This window comes from Burkholderia sp. SRS-25, assembly GCF_004343765.1.
GTDB classification, from domain to species: domain Bacteria; phylum Pseudomonadota; class Gammaproteobacteria; order Burkholderiales; family Burkholderiaceae; genus Burkholderia; species Burkholderia contaminans.
On the sequence record NZ_PTXM01000015.1, the window covers coordinates 73,011 to 89,995 of the forward strand.

The 16,985-nt window shown below is 67.1% G+C and carries 17 protein-coding genes and 2 pseudogenes; 12 read left to right on the forward strand and 7 right to left on the reverse strand.

Annotation, left to right across the window (positions count from 1 at the left end; translation table 11 throughout):
• The first annotated feature begins 271 nt into the window (after positions 1-271).
• The 4 genes from C5O79_RS21060 to C5O79_RS21075 all read left to right on the forward strand — a co-directional run bounded on the left by C5O79_RS21060 (position 272) and on the right by C5O79_RS21075 (position 2,196).
• Positions 272-799 (forward strand): PAAR domain-containing protein, encoded by a 528-nt coding sequence (locus tag C5O79_RS21060; RefSeq protein WP_124493548.1) that lies wholly within the window; start codon positions 272-274, stop codon positions 797-799.
• 129 nt (positions 800-928) lie between these two features.
• Positions 929-1,477, forward strand: coding sequence for a M35 family metallo-endopeptidase (locus tag C5O79_RS21065; RefSeq protein WP_240687915.1), 549 nt, complete (start codon positions 929-931; stop codon positions 1,475-1,477).
• A gap of 12 nt (positions 1,478-1,489) precedes the next feature.
• Positions 1,490-1,960, forward strand: a complete 471-nt coding sequence (locus C5O79_RS21070) for a hypothetical protein (RefSeq protein ID WP_122474954.1) — start codon at positions 1,490-1,492, stop codon at positions 1,958-1,960.
• A 35-nt stretch (positions 1,961-1,995) separates the two neighbouring features.
• Positions 1,996-2,196, forward strand: a complete 201-nt coding sequence (locus tag C5O79_RS21075; RefSeq protein WP_124493545.1) for a hypothetical protein — start codon at positions 1,996-1,998, stop codon at positions 2,194-2,196.
• A gap of 8 nt (positions 2,197-2,204) precedes the next feature.
• On the opposite strand, the gene C5O79_RS21080 is transcribed toward C5O79_RS21075, so the two are convergent.
• Entirely contained in the window at positions 2,205-4,223 is a 2,019-nt protein-coding gene (locus tag C5O79_RS21080) for an LssY C-terminal domain-containing protein (protein ID WP_131931664.1), read from the reverse strand.
• A gap of 102 nt (positions 4,224-4,325) precedes the next feature.
• Positions 4,326-4,778 carry a hypothetical protein gene (locus C5O79_RS21085; protein WP_039354559.1) on the reverse strand — a complete coding sequence of 151 codons (453 nt, stop codon included), beginning with the start codon at positions 4,776-4,778 and terminating at the stop codon, positions 4,326-4,328.
• A gap of 323 nt (positions 4,779-5,101) precedes the next feature.
• On the opposite strand from C5O79_RS21085, the gene C5O79_RS21095 reads away from it, so the two are divergent.
• The 3 genes from C5O79_RS21095 to C5O79_RS38830 all read left to right on the forward strand — a co-directional run bounded on the left by C5O79_RS21095 (position 5,102) and on the right by C5O79_RS38830 (position 7,783).
• Positions 5,102-5,746 (forward strand): response regulator transcription factor, encoded by a 645-nt coding sequence (locus C5O79_RS21095; protein WP_039354556.1) that lies wholly within the window; start codon positions 5,102-5,104, stop codon positions 5,744-5,746.
• Positions 5,743-7,533 (forward strand): sensor histidine kinase, encoded by a 1,791-nt coding sequence (locus C5O79_RS21100; protein ID WP_046549299.1) that lies wholly within the window; start codon positions 5,743-5,745, stop codon positions 7,531-7,533. Before C5O79_RS21095 ends, C5O79_RS21100 begins: the two co-directional genes overlap by 4 nt.
• A 115-nt stretch (positions 7,534-7,648) precedes the next feature.
• A complete protein-coding gene (locus tag C5O79_RS38830; RefSeq protein ID WP_276321193.1) occupies positions 7,649-7,783 on the forward strand; it encodes a hypothetical protein in 135 nt (44 codons plus the stop codon).
• Between the two features lie 27 nt (positions 7,784-7,810).
• On the opposite strand, the gene C5O79_RS21105 is transcribed toward C5O79_RS38830, so the two are convergent.
• Positions 7,811-9,121 carry an MFS transporter gene (locus C5O79_RS21105; RefSeq protein ID WP_122474952.1) on the reverse strand — a complete coding sequence of 437 codons (1,311 nt, stop codon included), beginning with the start codon at positions 9,119-9,121 and terminating at the stop codon, positions 7,811-7,813.
• A gap of 111 nt (positions 9,122-9,232) precedes the next feature.
• Positions 9,233-10,249, reverse strand: a complete 1,017-nt coding sequence (locus C5O79_RS21110) for an ABC transporter substrate-binding protein (protein WP_046549298.1) — start codon at positions 10,247-10,249, stop codon at positions 9,233-9,235.
• A gap of 238 nt (positions 10,250-10,487) precedes the next feature.
• Here C5O79_RS21110 and C5O79_RS21115 point away from each other — a divergent pair, with 238 nt between their 5' ends.
• A complete protein-coding gene (locus C5O79_RS21115; RefSeq protein ID WP_131931666.1) occupies positions 10,488-11,153 on the forward strand; it encodes a response regulator transcription factor in 666 nt (221 codons plus the stop codon).
• A complete protein-coding gene (locus C5O79_RS21120) occupies positions 11,140-12,549 on the forward strand; it encodes a sensor histidine kinase (protein ID WP_131931669.1) in 1,410 nt (469 codons plus the stop codon). The genes C5O79_RS21115 and C5O79_RS21120 overlap by 14 nt, the downstream gene beginning before the upstream one ends.
• A 53-nt stretch (positions 12,550-12,602) precedes the next feature.
• Here C5O79_RS21120 and C5O79_RS21125 read toward each other — a convergent pair whose 3' ends face one another.
• A complete protein-coding gene (locus C5O79_RS21125) occupies positions 12,603-13,049 on the reverse strand; it encodes a hypothetical protein (protein WP_122474950.1) in 447 nt (148 codons plus the stop codon).
• Positions 13,050-13,145: 96 nt separating this feature from the next.
• A pseudogene (locus tag C5O79_RS21130) lies at positions 13,146-13,655 on the reverse strand (ATP-binding cassette domain-containing protein); the annotation flags it as partial.
• Between C5O79_RS21130 and C5O79_RS21135 the strand changes: the two are divergent.
• Positions 13,652-14,014: pseudogene (locus tag C5O79_RS21135) on the forward strand (peroxidase-related enzyme); the annotation flags it as partial. The pseudogenes C5O79_RS21130 and C5O79_RS21135 overlap by 4 nt on opposite strands.
• Before the next feature lie 39 nt (positions 14,015-14,053).
• Here the strand turns inward: C5O79_RS21135 and C5O79_RS21140 are convergent.
• Complete coding sequence (locus C5O79_RS21140) at positions 14,054-14,485, reverse strand: Lrp/AsnC family transcriptional regulator (RefSeq protein WP_046549556.1); 432 nt, start codon at positions 14,483-14,485, stop codon at positions 14,054-14,056.
• A 298-nt stretch (positions 14,486-14,783) separates the two neighbouring features.
• On the opposite strand from C5O79_RS21140, the gene C5O79_RS21145 reads away from it, so the two are divergent.
• Positions 14,784-15,863: an ornithine cyclodeaminase gene (locus C5O79_RS21145; protein WP_046549294.1), complete on the forward strand. Its 1,080-nt coding sequence runs from the start codon at positions 14,784-14,786 to the stop codon at positions 15,861-15,863.
• Positions 15,864-15,923: 60 nt separating this feature from the next.
• The gene (locus C5O79_RS21150; RefSeq protein ID WP_122474948.1) at positions 15,924-16,928 is read left to right on the forward strand and encodes an arginine deiminase-related protein; all 1,005 of its coding nucleotides are present in this window, start codon (positions 15,924-15,926) and stop codon (positions 16,926-16,928) included.
• The last annotated feature ends 57 nt before the right edge of the window (positions 16,929-16,985 follow it).

A 16,985-nucleotide genomic window follows, 5' to 3' on the forward strand; every position in this document is an offset into this window, starting at 1 on the left:
ACCACACCGATTGCATGTTGTTCATGCCTCTCTGGTCGCGCTGACAATTGGCAACAATCTACCCCAACCCATCTCAATAACACGACCTCTCGAGACGTTTCGATCTTATCATCAGCATCCCAAATCAATTGAACACACGACGGGATGAGAAGCAGAAAGAGCGCTCGTCTCCGCCTTTTTCACGGTCGGAAGACACTCGCTACCATCAACCTGGTGGGCCTCCTTCCCGGTACTGGCCGTGTGGTAACAGGTATCAATAAAGGGAGGGGCTATGATCAAGGCCGCAGTCAGGGATAACGATCCGACGACAACGCGAGGCTTCGTCATCGCGACTTCTTCGACGATCTACGACAATGAAAAGAGAGTCGCATTGAGCGGAGACAAGGCGACATGCGGGAATTGTGACGGCAACTTCGAAATTATTGCTTCCGGAGAGAGTTTCTCCGAAAACGGCCGAAACGTAGTTGTCGACGGTGACTGGGTAGCTTGCCCATGCAAGAAAAATCGCGTCATCGCAGGCAACGACCCCGGGATATTTCTGGAGTCCTCGGGACGCACACACCCTGCTGAGTCGAGTGCCCCGCGTCGGCGCTCCGCAACGCCGACATCGTCGATTCACGACGAACAGATCCGATTGATCGATCGATTCTCCGGACGGCCTCTCGCAAACATCCGATATCGGATCATGGATTCGTCAGGTCGGCTTGTTGAAGGATGCACCGATGGACAAGGACTGACATGTCGAGTCGAGACATCCGGTCACGACGCAATAGAAATCAAGATATACCGGGGGCAATAACGAATGTGCAACGACAATACGGAATCGATGTACGACGACGGTTGGGAGCCGATCGGTACGGTTTCTACCAACACGACAGCGGGATCAGTCAGGGATATCGAACTAGACCTAACACCAATATGCCAAAACATGTCGAACAAGACATTCCGGGCATCGATCGCCCGACTTCGCGACATGGCCATCCCTTTGATTCAGGATCGTGTTGCCGGACTGGGAAGATGGGACGAGACTGAACAGTTGCGCGTGCGCAAGTGGTTCGGCCGAAGCGACAAGGTGACGCGCGATACCCTTCGAATCGGAATGCCAAAGCTGCTGGATGTCATGCAATCGCTCAAGCCGGAGAACGTCATCAGGTGGGATAAGCAGAAACAACAAAACATCACGTGCACTGTATTCCCGGACAACGGACACACCGACGCTGCGGTATGTAAGCCCGATTCCGAAAAACGTATCATTGCGATCTATTCACACTTCTGCACGTCACCGCCCGCGCAACGCTGGCGCGGCTGTCAACTGCTCACGCTCATTCACGAATGCACGCATTTCACGGACGTGTTCGACTCGACAGACGAGATGTATGGCGTCTCAATCGGGCTAAGCTTCTGGGCGCAATCCAACCCCGACAATGCCATTCGCAACGCGGACAGTCTGGCGTGCTACGTCGGCTTCGACGAATAAGGAACTCGCGTGATGCGACATGTTCTCTCCGCAACCCTGTTCGCGCTTTCAATATTCGCCGCAGCGCCGCTTACATACGCCTGCACCATTTCGGCGGACATGGCAGATTCGTTGCCACTGAACTCCATCGACATCCCCAACACGGCTCGGTTAAGGATCGCTGAAATGGTTCTGGAGGCCCGCAGTTGGCCGGACGTCGACATCCGCGGAATCGTCTACGCAGGGGGTTACGTGGGGGAGCGGAATCCAGCCACCCTGGCGCAACTGCGCGCTGTTGCGCTGAAAGCCTACCTGATCCAGTTGGGCATCCGCGAACGGAACATCTGGGTAGATACGAGGACCATCAAGCACCCTGATGTCGGCAACGACGGACATCCCTCACTCAATCAAATTGCCGTAACGCTGGTGCCGATATGCGACGGAGGATGCGAGCGCTTGTGTAGCGATTCGAGCGTGACGCCGACGTCAAAGGCCATTCGCTAAGCCCTGTCCCACCGGGCACCATCAACGGATCAACCATGATTCAACCCAAAAACGCCGTATCGCATCACGACGCGGAAGTCGCCGAATTACATGCGGACTCTAACCTTGTTGCGGCCTATGCGAGGGTCGCGACGGAATCGCTCGGCCATCCCGATAGCCACACTGCCGCCCTGCTCGTACTGCATGCGATCACGGAGGCGATCAACCTCCCCTCATCGCCGCATCTCCCCAACTGACGTTCCCTTCACGGCCGAACCATCCACACCAGCAGCATCTCCGCCGGCGCGTTCGTCATCCCCGCCGGCGGATGCTCGATCGCCGGCTCGACCGCCAGCGCCTTCGCAATCGTCGCCGCATCGTCGATCGTCGTCGTGCGCACGACCGTCATCAGCCTTGCCGGCCGGTGCAGCGTTTCGCGATACAGCGCGCCGTACCACAGCGGCCGCATGCCGAGCGCGTCCTGCAGCACGTACGGATAACGCCACAGCCGCAGCACGAGGCGGCTTTCCGGCTGTCCCGGATCGACGCGGACGAACACGCGGCGCGTGCTTTCGCCGTGCGTGTAGCGCGGCAGTACCGGCAGCGCATCGGCCGGCGCCTGCGGCAGCAGCCAGCGCAGCGCGGTGGCCGGCGACCACGGCGTCGCGCGCTGCCAGCCGGCCTGTGCGAGATGCCGGTCGAGCGTGTCCGACGTCGCGCTCCATTGCAGCGGCAGATATTCCTCGCGGTCGCCGCCGATCTCGGTGCGCCGCACCGGCACGCGCTGCCACCCGCCGCGCAGCCACTGGTCGACGGTCATCGCGACCACGTCGCCGACATGCGGGCGCGCCGCGCGGTCGAGTTGCCATTGCGCGGGCACCGTCCACACGCCGGCCGTCGCGAGCACCACCATCACCGCGACGAGCGCGCCCCTCGGCTGCACGTGCTCGCGCACGCGCCAGTACGCATAAGCGCCGGCCAGCAGCGCGAACCAGGCGAGCCCGAGGCTCCAGCCGCCCAGCAGGCCCGACAGCCATGTGTCGCCCACATACAGCCGCGCGAAGCCGCCGAGCACGATCCACAACACCACCGCCGTCACGACCGGGATCCGCCACCGCGCGGGCCGGTCGCGCGCGAGCACCCAGCCGAGGGCGCTGCTCGCGAGCATCGCGAACGCCGCTTCGGCATCGGGCAGCGGTACGTGCAGCGCACCGGGCGGCAGGCTCGCGGGCGTCGCACCGGGTGGGCCCGCGCCGAACACCGGCACGAGCACGACGGCGACGCCGACCGTCACGAGCCACCACGCAGCCGTCAGCCAGCAGCGATGGATCATCAGCCAGACCAGAAACGCGGCCGCGACGATCAGCCCCGTATCGTGCCCGTGCAGCACGGCAAGCGCGCGCATCGCGGCGTCCACCGGTGGCGTGCGCAGGTTCTGCAGGAACGCATACAGCGCGATGTCCGCGTGCATCAGCGGATCGTTCGCGACGACATCCTGCACGAGGCCCGCGAACAGCCACACGCAGCCGATGAACAGCAGCGCAAGCACCGGCACCGCGCCCGGCAGGCCGCGCGCATAAGCGATCGCGTCGTGCAGCCGCGCGCCGAAGCGCGGCCAGCGGCGCGCGCAGGCGTGCACGCCTTCGACGAGCGCACGGCGCAGCAGCGGCCAGCCGCGTCGCAATGCGACGCGCACGCCGAGCCACACGAGCGCGACCAGCGCCGCGACGACCATCAGGATCACGGCGACCCGCACGCTGATCGCCGCGGCCAGCGCGGCCGACGCCCCGAACAGGATGCCCGGTGCGACGTGCACGGGCGCCCAGATGAGCGCCGAGACGACGTTGACCGGATAGAACGACCGGCGCGGCAGCGTCGCGCAGCCAACGACGACCGGCACGACCGCGCGCACCGGCGCAAGAAAACGCGCGAGCACGATGCTCTTCATGCCATGGCGCAGCACGAACTCCTCGCCGCGCGCGAACGCGGCCGAGTAGCCGAAGCGCGCCCATGCGTTGCGGATCACGCCGCGATAGTGCCGCCCGAGTTCGTAGCTGATCCCGTCGCCGATCACGGCGCCGACCGCCGCGACACCGATGGTCGTCCAGCCGTCGAGCGCGCCCGCGCCGATCAGCGCACCGGCCGCGAACATCACGGCGCCGGCCGGCACGACCGTGCCGATCAACGCGATCGCCTCCGCGCACGCCGCCACGAACACGATCGCGAGCACGAGCAGCGGATGCGCGCTGATCGCGCCGATCCACGCGTGGATCGTGCCGCTCATCGCACGCGCCTCGGCGGGGCGCCCCGGTGTGCGAACACCAGGTCGGTGGTGGCATCGTGAATGTTCATCGGGCGGTGCGCGCGGTCGCGCCGGCGGGGCAGGTCAATCGAACTCGTGCTGCCGCGCGTCGGCCTCGAGCGGCGCGTCGTGGTAGCCGACCGTTGCGATCTCCTGCAGATAGCGCGCGAGAAACGCGCCGATCGAACCGGCGGCCTCGTACTGATGCACGTGGCGGAATTCGTGGGTCAGCAGGCGGCGCGTGTCCTGCCCGCGCAGCACATACACCGCATGGCCGAGCGTGAGCCCGATCGTCCCCGGCGCCAGGAGCCCCGTGTCGCGGGCGATCGCGGCCAGCGACGGCACCTCGGGGAACGGCATGCGGTCGACGATCACGACGCGGATCCGCTCCGGCTGCGCGACGCCCACCGTGCGCGCATCGTCGGCTTGCCCGGGCGTCAGCGGCGCACCCTGCGCGATCCCGCGCGCCGCCTCGGCTTCGGCCCACGCGACGGCTGCGGGCAGTGCGGACGGCAGGATATCGGCAAGATCGATCATCACGGGGCTCCCGGGAACAGTTGTAGTGGCATCGGGCACCAGTTTAGTCCCGAATCGGGGCGGTTCGCGGGGTGGCTCGCGACGCGACGCGCCGCCCTTTCCAGGTCTCGATAATATTCAGGGAATACCCTGATTCCCGCCTGCTCTGCCGCGTACTTTTTTCCTGGGATTATTTCGTTCCAGTACACATTCCCTGCTCGGCTATCTCGAAAATTTCCCGGATGTGTACCGTTTTCGGATTCGGCGGAATATATTGGTCAGAAGAACGGCCGCGGCGACTACCGGACAGCAGGGCGCGGTGTCATCCCGAAGAGGATCGCTAGATGATCAGGGTAATTCTGGCTGACGATCATGCAGTCATGCGGGACGGACTGCGTCACATCCTGGAAACGGCAGGCGGTTTCGAAATCGTCGGCGAGGCGAGCGACGGCTCGGCCACGCTTGCGCTGGTCGAGCGCGGCGCCGCCGATGTGCTGCTGCTCGACCTGTCGATGCCCGCACCGACCGGCATCGAGCTGATCCGGCTGGTGAAACGCCACGCGCCGTCGCTGCGCACGCTCGTGCTGACGATGCATGCGGAGGCGCAGTACGCGGCGCGCGCGTTCAAGGCCGGCGCGACCGGCTACCTGACGAAGGACAGCGCGACCGCCGAGCTCGTCGAGGCGGTCGGCAAGGTGGCCGCGGGCGGCGTCTACGTGAGCCCGTCGGCGGCCGAGAGCCTCGCGCTCACGCTGCGCACACCGGCCGCGACGCTGCCGCACGAGCGGCTGTCCGCGCGCGAGTTCGACGTGATGCGCCGCATCGTCGCGGGCCAGACCGTCACGCAGATCGCGACCGAACTCGCGCTCAGCGCGAAGACGGTCAGCACGTACAAGACACGGATCCTCGAGAAGATGGAGCTGCCGCACGAAGCCGCGCTGGTCCGCTACGCGGTGCGCCACGAACTCGACCCCGGCGGCGACGCATGACCGCCGCCTTCCGCTTCCCGCCCTCGCCCCCGGACGACGACGACACGGACGCGTCGCGCCTGTTCATGTCGTCGCTGCCGCCGGGCCGGCGCGAACGGCGGTTCGCGCTCGCGACCGTGCTCATCTCCGCCGTGATCTTCGCCGTGCTTGCACCGTTCGCGGGCAAGCCGCTTGCGCCGGGCTGGGCGTTCATCCCCGTGTACCAGTCGGCAATCGTCGTCAACGACATGGTGACCGCCGGCCTGCTGCTCGGCCAGTACGCGATCCTGCGCCAGCGGCCACTGCTCGTGCTCGCGGGCGGCTACCTGTTCACGGGCTTCATGGCCGGCACCCACATGCTGACCTTTCCCGGGCTGTTCGCGCCGACCGGCCTGCTCGGCGCCGGCGACCAGACCACCGCCTGGTTGTACCTGTTCTGGCACAGCGGCTTTCCGCTGGCGGTCGCCGCGTATGCGCTGCTGCGCGCGAAGTCGCGTGCGCCGAGCCCGATCCCGGCCCCGCAGCGCCGCGCGGCGATTCCCATCGGGCTGTGCATTGCGGCCGCCGTCGGCGCGACGGTCGCGCTCGCGCTGCTTGCCACGGCCGGCCACGACCTGCTGCCGCGCATCATGAACGGCAACCGGATGGCCGCGACGATGACGAACGCGATCACGGTCGTCTGGGGGCTGAATCTGATCGCGCTGATGCTGATGTGGCAGCGGCGGCGGCGCCATTCCGTGCTCGACCTGTGGGTCATGACGGTGCTCGTCGCGTGGCTGTTCGACATCGCGCTGTCGTCGATGCTGAATCACGGGCGCTACGACCTCGGCTTCTACGCGGGACGCGCGTACGGTCTCGTCGCGTCCGGCGTCGTGCTGTTCGCGATGCTGTTCGAGAACGGCCGGCTGCATGCGCAGACGGTCCGCGCGCTGGCCGGTGCGCGCTACCAGCATCTGCTCGTCGTGCAGAAGAGCGCGCAACTGAACGACGCGAACGAACGGCTCGAACAGCGCGTCGCCGCGCGCACCGCGCAACTGAGCGCGTCGAACCGCGACCTGCGTCGCGAAGTCGAGGACCGCGTGCGTGCCGAGCGGGCGTTGCAGGCGTCGCGCGAGGAGTTGCGCGAGATCGCCGCGATCAGCGCGAGCGCACGCGAAGCCGAGCAGCGCCGCATTGCACGCGAGCTGCATGACGAACTCGCGCAGACGCTCGCGACGCTGAAGAACGATCTCGAATGGCTGATCGACCGCGTGCCGCAGGACGATGCGCAGCTGGCACGCAAGATCGCGGCGATGCACGCGCTGGCGCGCGGCGCAGTGGCCGCGACGCGCCGCATCGCGTCGGACCTGCGCCCGCTGATGCTCGACGATCTCGGCTTCGCCGCGGCGATGCAGTGGCTCGTGGAGGATTTCCGGCACCGTCACGGCATCGAATGCACGTTGCACGTCGATCCGCCCGAGCTGCAGCTCGACGAGCCTTACGCGACGGCGGTGTTCCGGATCGCGCAGGAAGCGCTCGCGAACGTCGCGCGGCACGCGGCCGCGTCGCATGCGAACGTCGAACTCGTGCATGCGAGCAATGCGATCGAACTGACGATTCGCGACGACGGCGCGGGGTTCGATCCCGGCGTGCCGCGCAAGTCGGGATCGTTCGGGCTGGTCGGGTTGCGCGAGCGCGCGTATCTCGTCGGCGGCACGCTGCGGATCACGACGACGCTCGGCGAAGGGACGACGGTCGAGGTGGAGATTCCGCTGTCGCCTGCGCAGGTGACGATCGCGCATGGCGGGGATGGGGGCGCGCGCGGGTAGGCACCCGGCGAAGGTGGTGGTGCGGGTGGGTGCCGCGATGATGCGCCGCCGCTCCCCTCGCATCGCTGAAGGAGATTCACGTGGACGATCCCGGCACCAGCCGCGGCATCATTACATGGAACTTCATCTTCGACGGCGACAGGCATTTCACGACGACCGCCCCGACATCCACGCGCTCGAATACCTGCTGTCGAACACGCACGCTTCAGCCAACTTCACGGTCGTCGGGAACCAGTTGATGAAGCGGTAACGCCGCGCGCCGGCACGCCGCGCACCCTCACGCCCGCGCCGCCACCATCCCCCGTTCCGACCGCGTCCACGCGACCAGCGCGCCGATCCCGAGCAGCGCGAGACACACGATCGGCACGATCATCGGCCCGAACGCGGTGCCCGTCACCTTGCCGGCAAACGGCATCAGGTTCTGGCTGAAGAAGCCGCCGAGGTTGCCGATCGAGTTGATCGCCGCGACGCTCGCCGCCGCCCGCGCGCCGGTGAAGTAGCGCGGCGGCATCGACCAGAAGCACGGATACAGCAGCGGGATGCATGCGCCGCCGAGCACCAGTGCGATGAAGCGCAGCGGCGTCGACGGCAGCACGAGGCTCAGCAGGAAGCCGAGCGCGCCGAGCGCCGCGACGATCGCGATCGTGCGCAGGATGCTCTTCGCGCGGCGCAGTTTCGCCGGCAGCCATACCAGCAGCACCACCGCGAGCGCCCACGGCAGCATGCTCAGGAATCCGTTCGTGCTGCTCGACACGCCGAACGACTTCACGAGCGTCGGCAGCCAGTACGTCACGCCGTACAGCGACGTCGACATCAGCATGTAGGTCGCCGCGAACAGCATCACGCGCGGATCGAGCAGCGCCTTCCACGGCCGCCCATGCTCGGCCTGCGCAGGCTTCTCGCGTTCGAGCGCGGCCTCGACGATCTGCTTCTCGCGGTCGTCGAGGAAACGTGCGTCGCGCACCGACGCGGGCAGCACGCGGAACACGACGATCGCGACGATCACCGCCGGGATGCCCGTCGCCACGAACACCCACTGCCAGCCCGCGAGCCCCCACACGCCGTTCAGGCTCAGCAGCACGCCGCCGACCAGCGAGCCGAGCATGTTCGCGAGCGCGCTGCCGAGCGTGAAGATGCCGAGCACCTTCGCGCGATAGCTCTGCGGAAACCACAGCGTCAGGTAATAGATCACGCCCGGATAGAAGCCGGCTTCGGCGATGCCGAGCACGAAGCGCAGCGCGCAAAACGCGGGCATCGACGTCGTGAAGCCCATCAGCACCGTGATGAGCCCCCACGTCAGCATGATCCGCGCGAGCCATACGCGCGCGCCGTAGCGATGCAGCGCGAGCGTACTCGGCACCTCGAACAGCAGGTAGCCGATGAAGAACAGCGACGACGCGAGCCCGAACGCGGCTTCCGTCATCCCGAGGCTGTGCACCATCTGCAGCTTCGCGAAGCCGACGTTCTGCCGGTCGATGAACGCGATCAGGAACATCACGACGAGGATGGGCATCAGGCGCCGCGCCATCTTCGACATGATGCGCTGCTCTTCGGCGGACGCGGGGTCCAGGGTTTCAGTGGCGTTCACTTGAGGCTCCTTGCGTGAAACGGTTGCATGGCGGTTGCTTGTCGGTTGAATCGGCTCCGTGCGCGGCGAACGCACGGGCGCGAGGTGTTTCGATGAAAGTGCGCGGCGGCGTCAGCGCGACCGGTAGTCGTCGAGCATCGGCGCGAACATCTCGTGCCACGCACGCGGCTTCGCCTTGATCGTGCCGGCGAGGTACAGGAATTCGACGTAGTCCATCAGTTGGTTCGGCAGCACCGAGAAGCGCGTGTCCGGTGCGGCGAGCATCCGCATCACGTCATCGTGCGACACGCCGACACCCGACGACGACGCATAGAGTGCCGCCGCCGCGCGCGGGTCCTGCGCGATCAGCCGGTTCGCTTCGTCGAGTGCGCCGAGAAACGCGATGGCCAGCGCGGGCTCCGTATCGACGAGCCGCTTCGGCGCGAACACGACGTCGAGCGTCATCGGGCCGAGCACGTCGACCGAATTCACGACGCGGTGGATGCCCGGCTGCCGCAGCTCGAGCGTCGAGAACGGCGGCGACGTGAAGTGCGCGGTGACGCCGTTCTCGCGGCGGATCAGCGCCTGCATCGCCTGTGGATGCGGCAGGTTCACGGTGATCGAATCGAGCTGCGCGAAATGCTTCGGGCCGAGCTGCCGGCTCGCGACCATCTGCAGCACCACCGCCGACAGCGACGTGCGGATGCCCGGCACCGCGATCCGGTCGGCCGGCGTGAAGTCGCGCAGCGACACGAGCCCCGGCCGGTTCGCGTTCAGCGACAGCGACGTGGTCGACAGCCCGCTGATACCGATCACCTCGACGTTCGGAATGCCGCGCGCCCGCGCCCACAGCTCGATGAAACCCGGTGCGCCGGCGCCCGCGAAATCGAGCGTGCCGGCCATCATCGCGTCGTTGACGGAATTGCCGCCGTCGAGCAGCACCCAGTCGACCGCGACGTCGCGCACGCCGTGGCGCGCCGCGTGCCGCTCGAACAGCCGCTGCTTCTCCATCACGAGCAGCGGCAGATACAGCACGCCATAGCCTTTGGAAATCCGCACCGCGCGCGGCTTCGCGCGCACGAGCGCTGGCGCGGCGAGCACGCCGAGGCCGGCAGCGATCAATGCGCGGCGGCGCGGCGACGTCGTCATGCACGTGCCGCCGTGCGACGGACGGCGAACGGCCGTGCGAAGGCCCGCGTCGCGCCATGCCGCGCGTTCGTCGTGCCCGTGACATGCTGCATGTTGCCGTCTCCTTGAATATTTCTGGTATTAATGCCGTCCTTGCGTGCTGCATCCGGCTCGACACAGGTTATCGACCGAGTCTGAGAAAATGCTGACATCCCGGCCCCGGGAAAACCCCTAACCCACCCACCTGCGAAACGGCACCATGCGCATTCTCGTCGTGGAGGACGATGCCGAAATCGGCGCGGCGATCCGCAACCGCCTGGCGCGGCTCGGCCATGCCGTCGATCTCGAAGCCGACGGCGCGACCGCGCACGGGCTGCTGCGCGTCGAGCGCTTCGACCTCGTCGTGCTCGACGCGAACCTGCCCGGCATGGACGGCTTCACGGTGCTGCGCCACCTGCGCGCGTCGGGCAGCACGACGCCCGTGCTGCTCGTCACAGCGCGCTCGGCGATCGACGACCGCGTGAGCGGCCTCGGCCTCGGCGCCGACGACTACCTGGTGAAGCCGTTCGACTACCGCGAGCTCGATGCGCGCGTGCAGGCACTTCTGCGCCGCAACAGCGGCCACGCGAACGACGTGCTGACGCTCGGCGGCCTCGTGATCGACCGCAGCAGCCGCCTCACGGAACTCGACGGCCGGCCGCTGTCGCTGTCGCGCCAGGAATTCGCGCTGCTCGAAATCCTCGCGAGCCGCCCGCAGCGGATCTTCTCGAAGGACGAACTGCTGAACCAGCTGTTCAGCTTCGGCAACGAGCCGACCACGAACGCGGTCGAGCAGTACGTGACACGCGTGCGCAAGAAGCTGCAGGGCAGCTCGGTCGAAATCCGTACCGCGCGCGGAATGGGGTATCAGATTGCGGCGCACTGACTGGTTCCCGAAGACGCTGTTCGGGCGCACGCTGCTCTTCATCGCGCTCGTCGTCGCGACCGGCGCGCTCGCGCTCGCGGCGATCGCGCGCTACTACGCAGGCGTCGCGGCCGAACGCGCGTACGACCAGTTGCTTGCGGGCGCATCGATCCAGGTCGCGGAAAACCTCTACGTGCAAGGCGGCGTACTCGCGCTGAATCCGCCGGTGGCCGCGCTGTCGACGCTGTCGCGCTACGACCTCGTCTACTACAAGGTGGTCGATTCGCGCGGCATCGTCGTGGCCGGCTACAACGATCTCGCGAGCCCCGCGACGCTCGCTGCCGCGAAACAGGGCCCCGCGTTCGCGAATGCCGTCTACCAGGGGCACCGGGTGCGCACCGCGACGATCGCGCGCTACATGCCCGAGGAAAGCACGCCGGGCTGGGCGCTCGTGACGGTTGCGCAGACAACCAATGCACGCCAGCAGCTGACGAACGACATGAGCATCAAGGTATGGACGCTGATCCTGCTGATGAGCGTGCTCGCGATCGGCGCGAGCGGCCTCGCGATCCGGCGCGGGCTGCGCCCGCTCGCGCAGATCGGCACGATCATCGCCGCGCGCGACCCGGCCGACCTGCGGCCGGTGGTCGTCGACACGCCGAGCGAGATCGACGCGATCATCGGGTCGATCAACGGGCTGATGCACCGCCTCGCCGAGCGGATCAACGCGATGCAGCGCTTCATCGCCGATGCCGCGCACCAGATGCGCACGCCGCTCGCGCGGCTCGACGCGCAGATCGAACTGCTCGACGGCGAATCAGACCCGGCGCGTCACGCGGCGCGGCTCGATGCGTTGCGTGCGACCTCTTCGGACGTCGGCCGGCTCACCGGCCAGCTGCTCAATCATGCGATGGTGATTCATCGCACCGAGGCCGTGCCGCTGCAACCGGTCGACCTCGTCGCGCTCGCGAAAGAGGTCCTGGGCCGCACGATTCCGCTCGCCGGCGAGCGCGACGTGGCCGTCGCGTTCGCGAGCGACGCGCCGCTCGCGTGGATCGACGGCGACGCGATCAGCCTGCAGGAAGCGCTGTCGAACGTGCTGCACAACGCGCTGCTGCATGGGCATGCGGACGATATCGTCGTGTCGGTCGCGACGCAGGGCAACGCCGACGATGCGGTGACGCTGACCGTCACCGACAACGGCCGCGGGATTCCACGCGAGCACTGGGATGCCGCGCTGCAACCCTTCGTGCGGATCTCGCCGGACGGCAGCGAGCGGCGCACCGGGTCGGGACTCGGGCTCGCGATCGTGCAGGAAGTGATGAAGGCGCACGGCGGGCGCGTCGGGTTCGCGTTTCCCGAGGCAGGCGGGTTTGCGGTGGTGTTGACGTTTCCGCGGACGGTGGAAGCGTCATAGAGCACGCATGAGTCGACGGATCGCGCCGGTTCAGGCGCGTGCGCAGTTGGCGCTCAATCGTCGCTGCCGTCTTCGAAGCGATTGCGCTCCACGTGCTGCGCCACCGCCCGGTCCAGCTCGTCGTACTGACGATCGCAGAACAGCCGGCACAACGTGTCGACGTCGGTGCGCTTCCTGACGTCGATCGTATCGACGTGCTGCTCCAGCTTGCCCTTGCCGATCCCGAACAACCCCTTCTTCATCCGCATCGAGACGGCATTCAGCTGGAAGCCGTCCGCATGCGCATCGCTCAGCGCGGTCACCCACAGCTCCCGCCGATCGTCGGCATGCTGCAGCACGAGCGCCGGCAACGGGCCGTCCTGCGTGTCGTCCCATTCGGCATGCTGCGCCGCCCACGGGAACGCGTCGAACGCCTGCATGAACGACGCGTAATCCGTCGCGCCCTGCGGATCCAGTTGCTCGAATGCGTAGCCGACTTTCTGAACGGAATAGGTCAACATGGTGCGGCGCTCCCGGTGGCGGTGATGGCGACTGAGCGCCAATCTACCTGACAATCCGGCGTGCATCGCGTTTTTTCGCTACGCCCGCCCCGCCCGCTACGCCGCCACCGCCTCCCCGCCGAGATATGCATCGCGCACGCGCTCGTCGTCGAGCAGCGCCTTCGCAGGCCCTTCGAGCACGACGCGCCCCGTCTGCAGCACGTACCCGTAGTGCGCGATCTCCAGCGCGAGGCTCGCGTTCTGCTCGACCATGAACACGGTCACCCCCTGCCGGTTGATCGCGTCTATCAGCTCGAGCACCTTGTCGACGTAGAGCGGCGACAGCCCCATCGTCGGCTCGTCCATGCAGATCAGCTTCGGCCGCGCCATCAGCGCCCGAGCCATCGCGAGCATCTGCTGCTCGCCGCCCGACAGCGTGCCCGCGCGCTGCGTCAGCCGCTCGCGCACGCGCGGAAACAGGTCGAGCACGCGCTCGCAGTCCTCCGCTACCGCCGTGCGGTCGCTACGCGTGTACGCGCCCATCAGCAGGTTCTCGCGCACGCTCATGTCGCCGAACAGCCGCCGCGCCTCGGGCACGGCCGCGATCCCGCGCCGCACGCGCTGCGGAGCGAGAACTGGCGAGCACGGCCGTGTCGCGCGTGAACGGCTGCGTGTACTGCGCGTCCGTGCATGCGCAGCGCTTTACGCAGCTCGTGAAACGCACCGACGCGATCGAGCAGGTGTTCGACGATCCGGCGACGGCCGGCACGACGGCGCGCGAACGGGCGATCATTCGCTATGCGATTGCGCTGACGGAGCGGCCCGATGCGGTCGATGCGAGCGATATCGCCGCACTGGAAGCCGAAGGGCTGACGCATGAGGAGATTCTCGATCTGTCGCACGCGGTCGCGATCTTCGCGTGGGCGAACCGGCTGATGCTGACGCTGGGCGAGCCGGTGTTTCCGGAGCCGGCGGCCAGCGCCTGACGCCTGGGCAAACCTGAGCGCAGGCGCCGCCTGCCCGCGTCACGCCTTGTGCGTCGACAGCAAAATACTCGTCTCGGTATTCGCGATCCCGTCGATCAGACGGATCGCGCCGAGCACGCGATCGAAGTGCTCGAGCGAATCGGCATGCAGCTCGGCGACGAGATCCCAGCGCCCGTTGGTGCTGTGGATCGACGCGATGTTCGGATGCCCGCGCAGCACCTTCACCACTTCCGCGCCGCGATTGCCCTGCACGGCGATCGACATCAGCGCGCGGATCCGGTGCCGTTCCGCCGCCGGCTTGAGCCGCACCGTATAGCCGACGATCACGCCGTTCTTCTCCAGCCGCGTCAGCCGGTTCTGCACGGTCGCGCGCGCGACGCGCAATTCCTTCGCCAGCGCGACGACGGGCAGTCGCGCGTTGTCGCGCAGCAGCGCGATGAGCTGCCGGTCGACGTCGTCGAGCGTGATCATGAACAAGCCTTCCTGTTGAACGTGAACCGGCCGCAGCGTGCCGGAACCCTGGCATTCCGGCGCGTGCAACCTGATCAAATTGCCATATGTGGCAAGCAGTTTGCCAAGTCTATCGATAAATCTGCCACTTTTGCCGTCTTTTTGTTGGCTCGACTCGCGGAAATAATGACTCTATCGACCGGCGCGACAGGCCACGCCGCCGCTTTCCAGGAAGCCGGGACGCGCGCCCGGGCATCGCCCGGTCGACCAGAACGCCAGGGACACCCGTACCGGCACTGAGAAAACTGGAGACAGACGCATGACCCGCTTCCTCGACGTTCCCGCCACCGCCCGACTGATCGCCAAAACCGGCGTCACGACGTTCCTCAGCGAGCTCGTCGACACGCTGCGCGCCGATTACCTGCAGTGGGCCGACTTCGACAAGTCGCCGCGCGTCGCGTGCCACTCGCGCGACGGCGTGATCGAACTGATGCCCGTCGCGAACGCGTCGCTGTTCGCGTTCAAGTACGTGAACGGCCACCCCGTCAACGCCGCGCGCGGGATGCACACGGTGATGGCGTTCGGCGCGCTCGCCGAAGTCGATACCGGCTACCCGCTGCTGCTCGCCGAACTCACGCTGACCACCGCGCTGCGCACGGCCGCCACGTCGGTGCTCGCCGCGCAAGCCCTCGCCCGCCCCGATTCACGCACGATGGCGCTGATCGGCAACGGCGCGCAGAGCGAATTCCAGGCGATCGCGTTCCATACGCTGCTCGGCATCGACGAAATCCGCGTGTTCGACGTCGATCCGCACGCGACCGACAAGCTCGTGCAGAACCTCGCCGCGTATCCCACGTTGCGCGTGGTGCGCGCCGCGTCGACCGCCGACGCCGTGCGCGGCGCCGACATCGTGACGACCGTCACCGCCGACAAGGCGTACGCGACGATCGTCACGGCCGACATGATCGAACCCGGCATGCATCTGAACGCCGTGGGCGGCGATTGCCCGGGCAAGACCGAACTCGAGGCGGGCGTGCTGCATGCGGGCCGCGTGTTCGTCGAATTCGAGCCGCAATCGCGCATCGAGGGCGAGATCCAGCAGATGCCGGCCGACTTCCCCGTCACCGAGCTGTGGCGCGTGCTGCAGGGCGAGACGACCGGCCGCGAACGCGCGGACGAAGTCACGGTGTTCGACTCGGTCGGTTTCGCGCTCGAGGATTACTCTGCGTTGCGCTACCTGTATGCGCTCGCGCAGCAGCACAACGCGGGCGTCGAGATCGCGCTGATTCCGCCGGCCGTCGACCCGAAGAACCTGTTCGCGCTGATCGACGACCCGGCCGCGATCGCGCAGGGTCACGCGGCGTACGCGACAGAAGCCGTCGCCGCGCTCGCACGCTGACCGTCATCCCCGGGCGGCCCAGGCGCCGCCCGGCCCCGCTGCCTTTCGCTCCCGCCTTCCATGAATCTCGTATCGATCCAGGCGCCGGCCGCCGTCGTGATGATCCGGCCGCACCGCTTCCTGCCGAACCCGCAGACCGCGGCCGACAACGCGTTCCAGCGCACGTCCGCCGCGGAAGGCGCGCACGGCGCGGCATCCGTGTCCGCCGCCGCGCGCGACGAAGTCACGGCCGCCGCGCAGACGCTCGCCGATGCAGGCGTGCGTGTGCACGTGTTCGACGACCACGGCGAGCGTGACACGCCCGACTCCGTGTTCCCGAACAACTGGTTCTCGACGCACCCGGGCGGCCACGTCGCGCTGTATCCGATGTTCAGCGCGAACCGGCGTCGCGAGCGGCGCGCCGACATCGTCGAGATGCTGAAGGCCGAATATCGCGTGCAGGACGTGATCGACTACTCGGGCCTCGAATACGACGACGTGTTCCTCGAAGGCACCGGCGCGATGGTGCTCGACCACGTCGCGCGGATCGCCTACACCGCGCGTTCGCGCCGTGCCGATCCGGTCGCGCTCGAACGCTTCTGCACGAACTTCAATTTCGAGCCGATCTGCTTCGATACGGCCGACGCCGACGGGCGACCGATCTATCACACGAACGTGATGATGAGCGTCGCGACCGAGTTCGCGATGGTCGGCCTCGAACTCATTGCCGACAGCCGCCGTCGTGAAGAAATCGCGCAACGGCTGGCCGAAACGGGACGCACGGTGATCGCGCTCGATGCGTCGCAGATCGCGAACTTCGCGGGCAATACGCTGGAATTGTCGGGCAAGGAAGGGCGTGTGCTCGCGTTGTCGCGACGTGCGTTCGACTGTCTCACGCGCGATCAGCGCATCGTGATCGAGCGGTCCGCACGGCTGCTGCCGCTCGACGTGCCGACGATCGAACTGGCCGGCGGATCGGTGCGTTGCATGCTCGCGGGGATTCATCTGGCGCGGCGTTCGGCCGCGCGCGATGTATCGGAAATCGAATCGGTGGAACGGCAGCGCGAAGCGGTTTCGCCTGCCTGAAGGAAACGGCGAACACGCCGCGCATTGACCGACACAACCGGATGCTTCGTCCTGCGA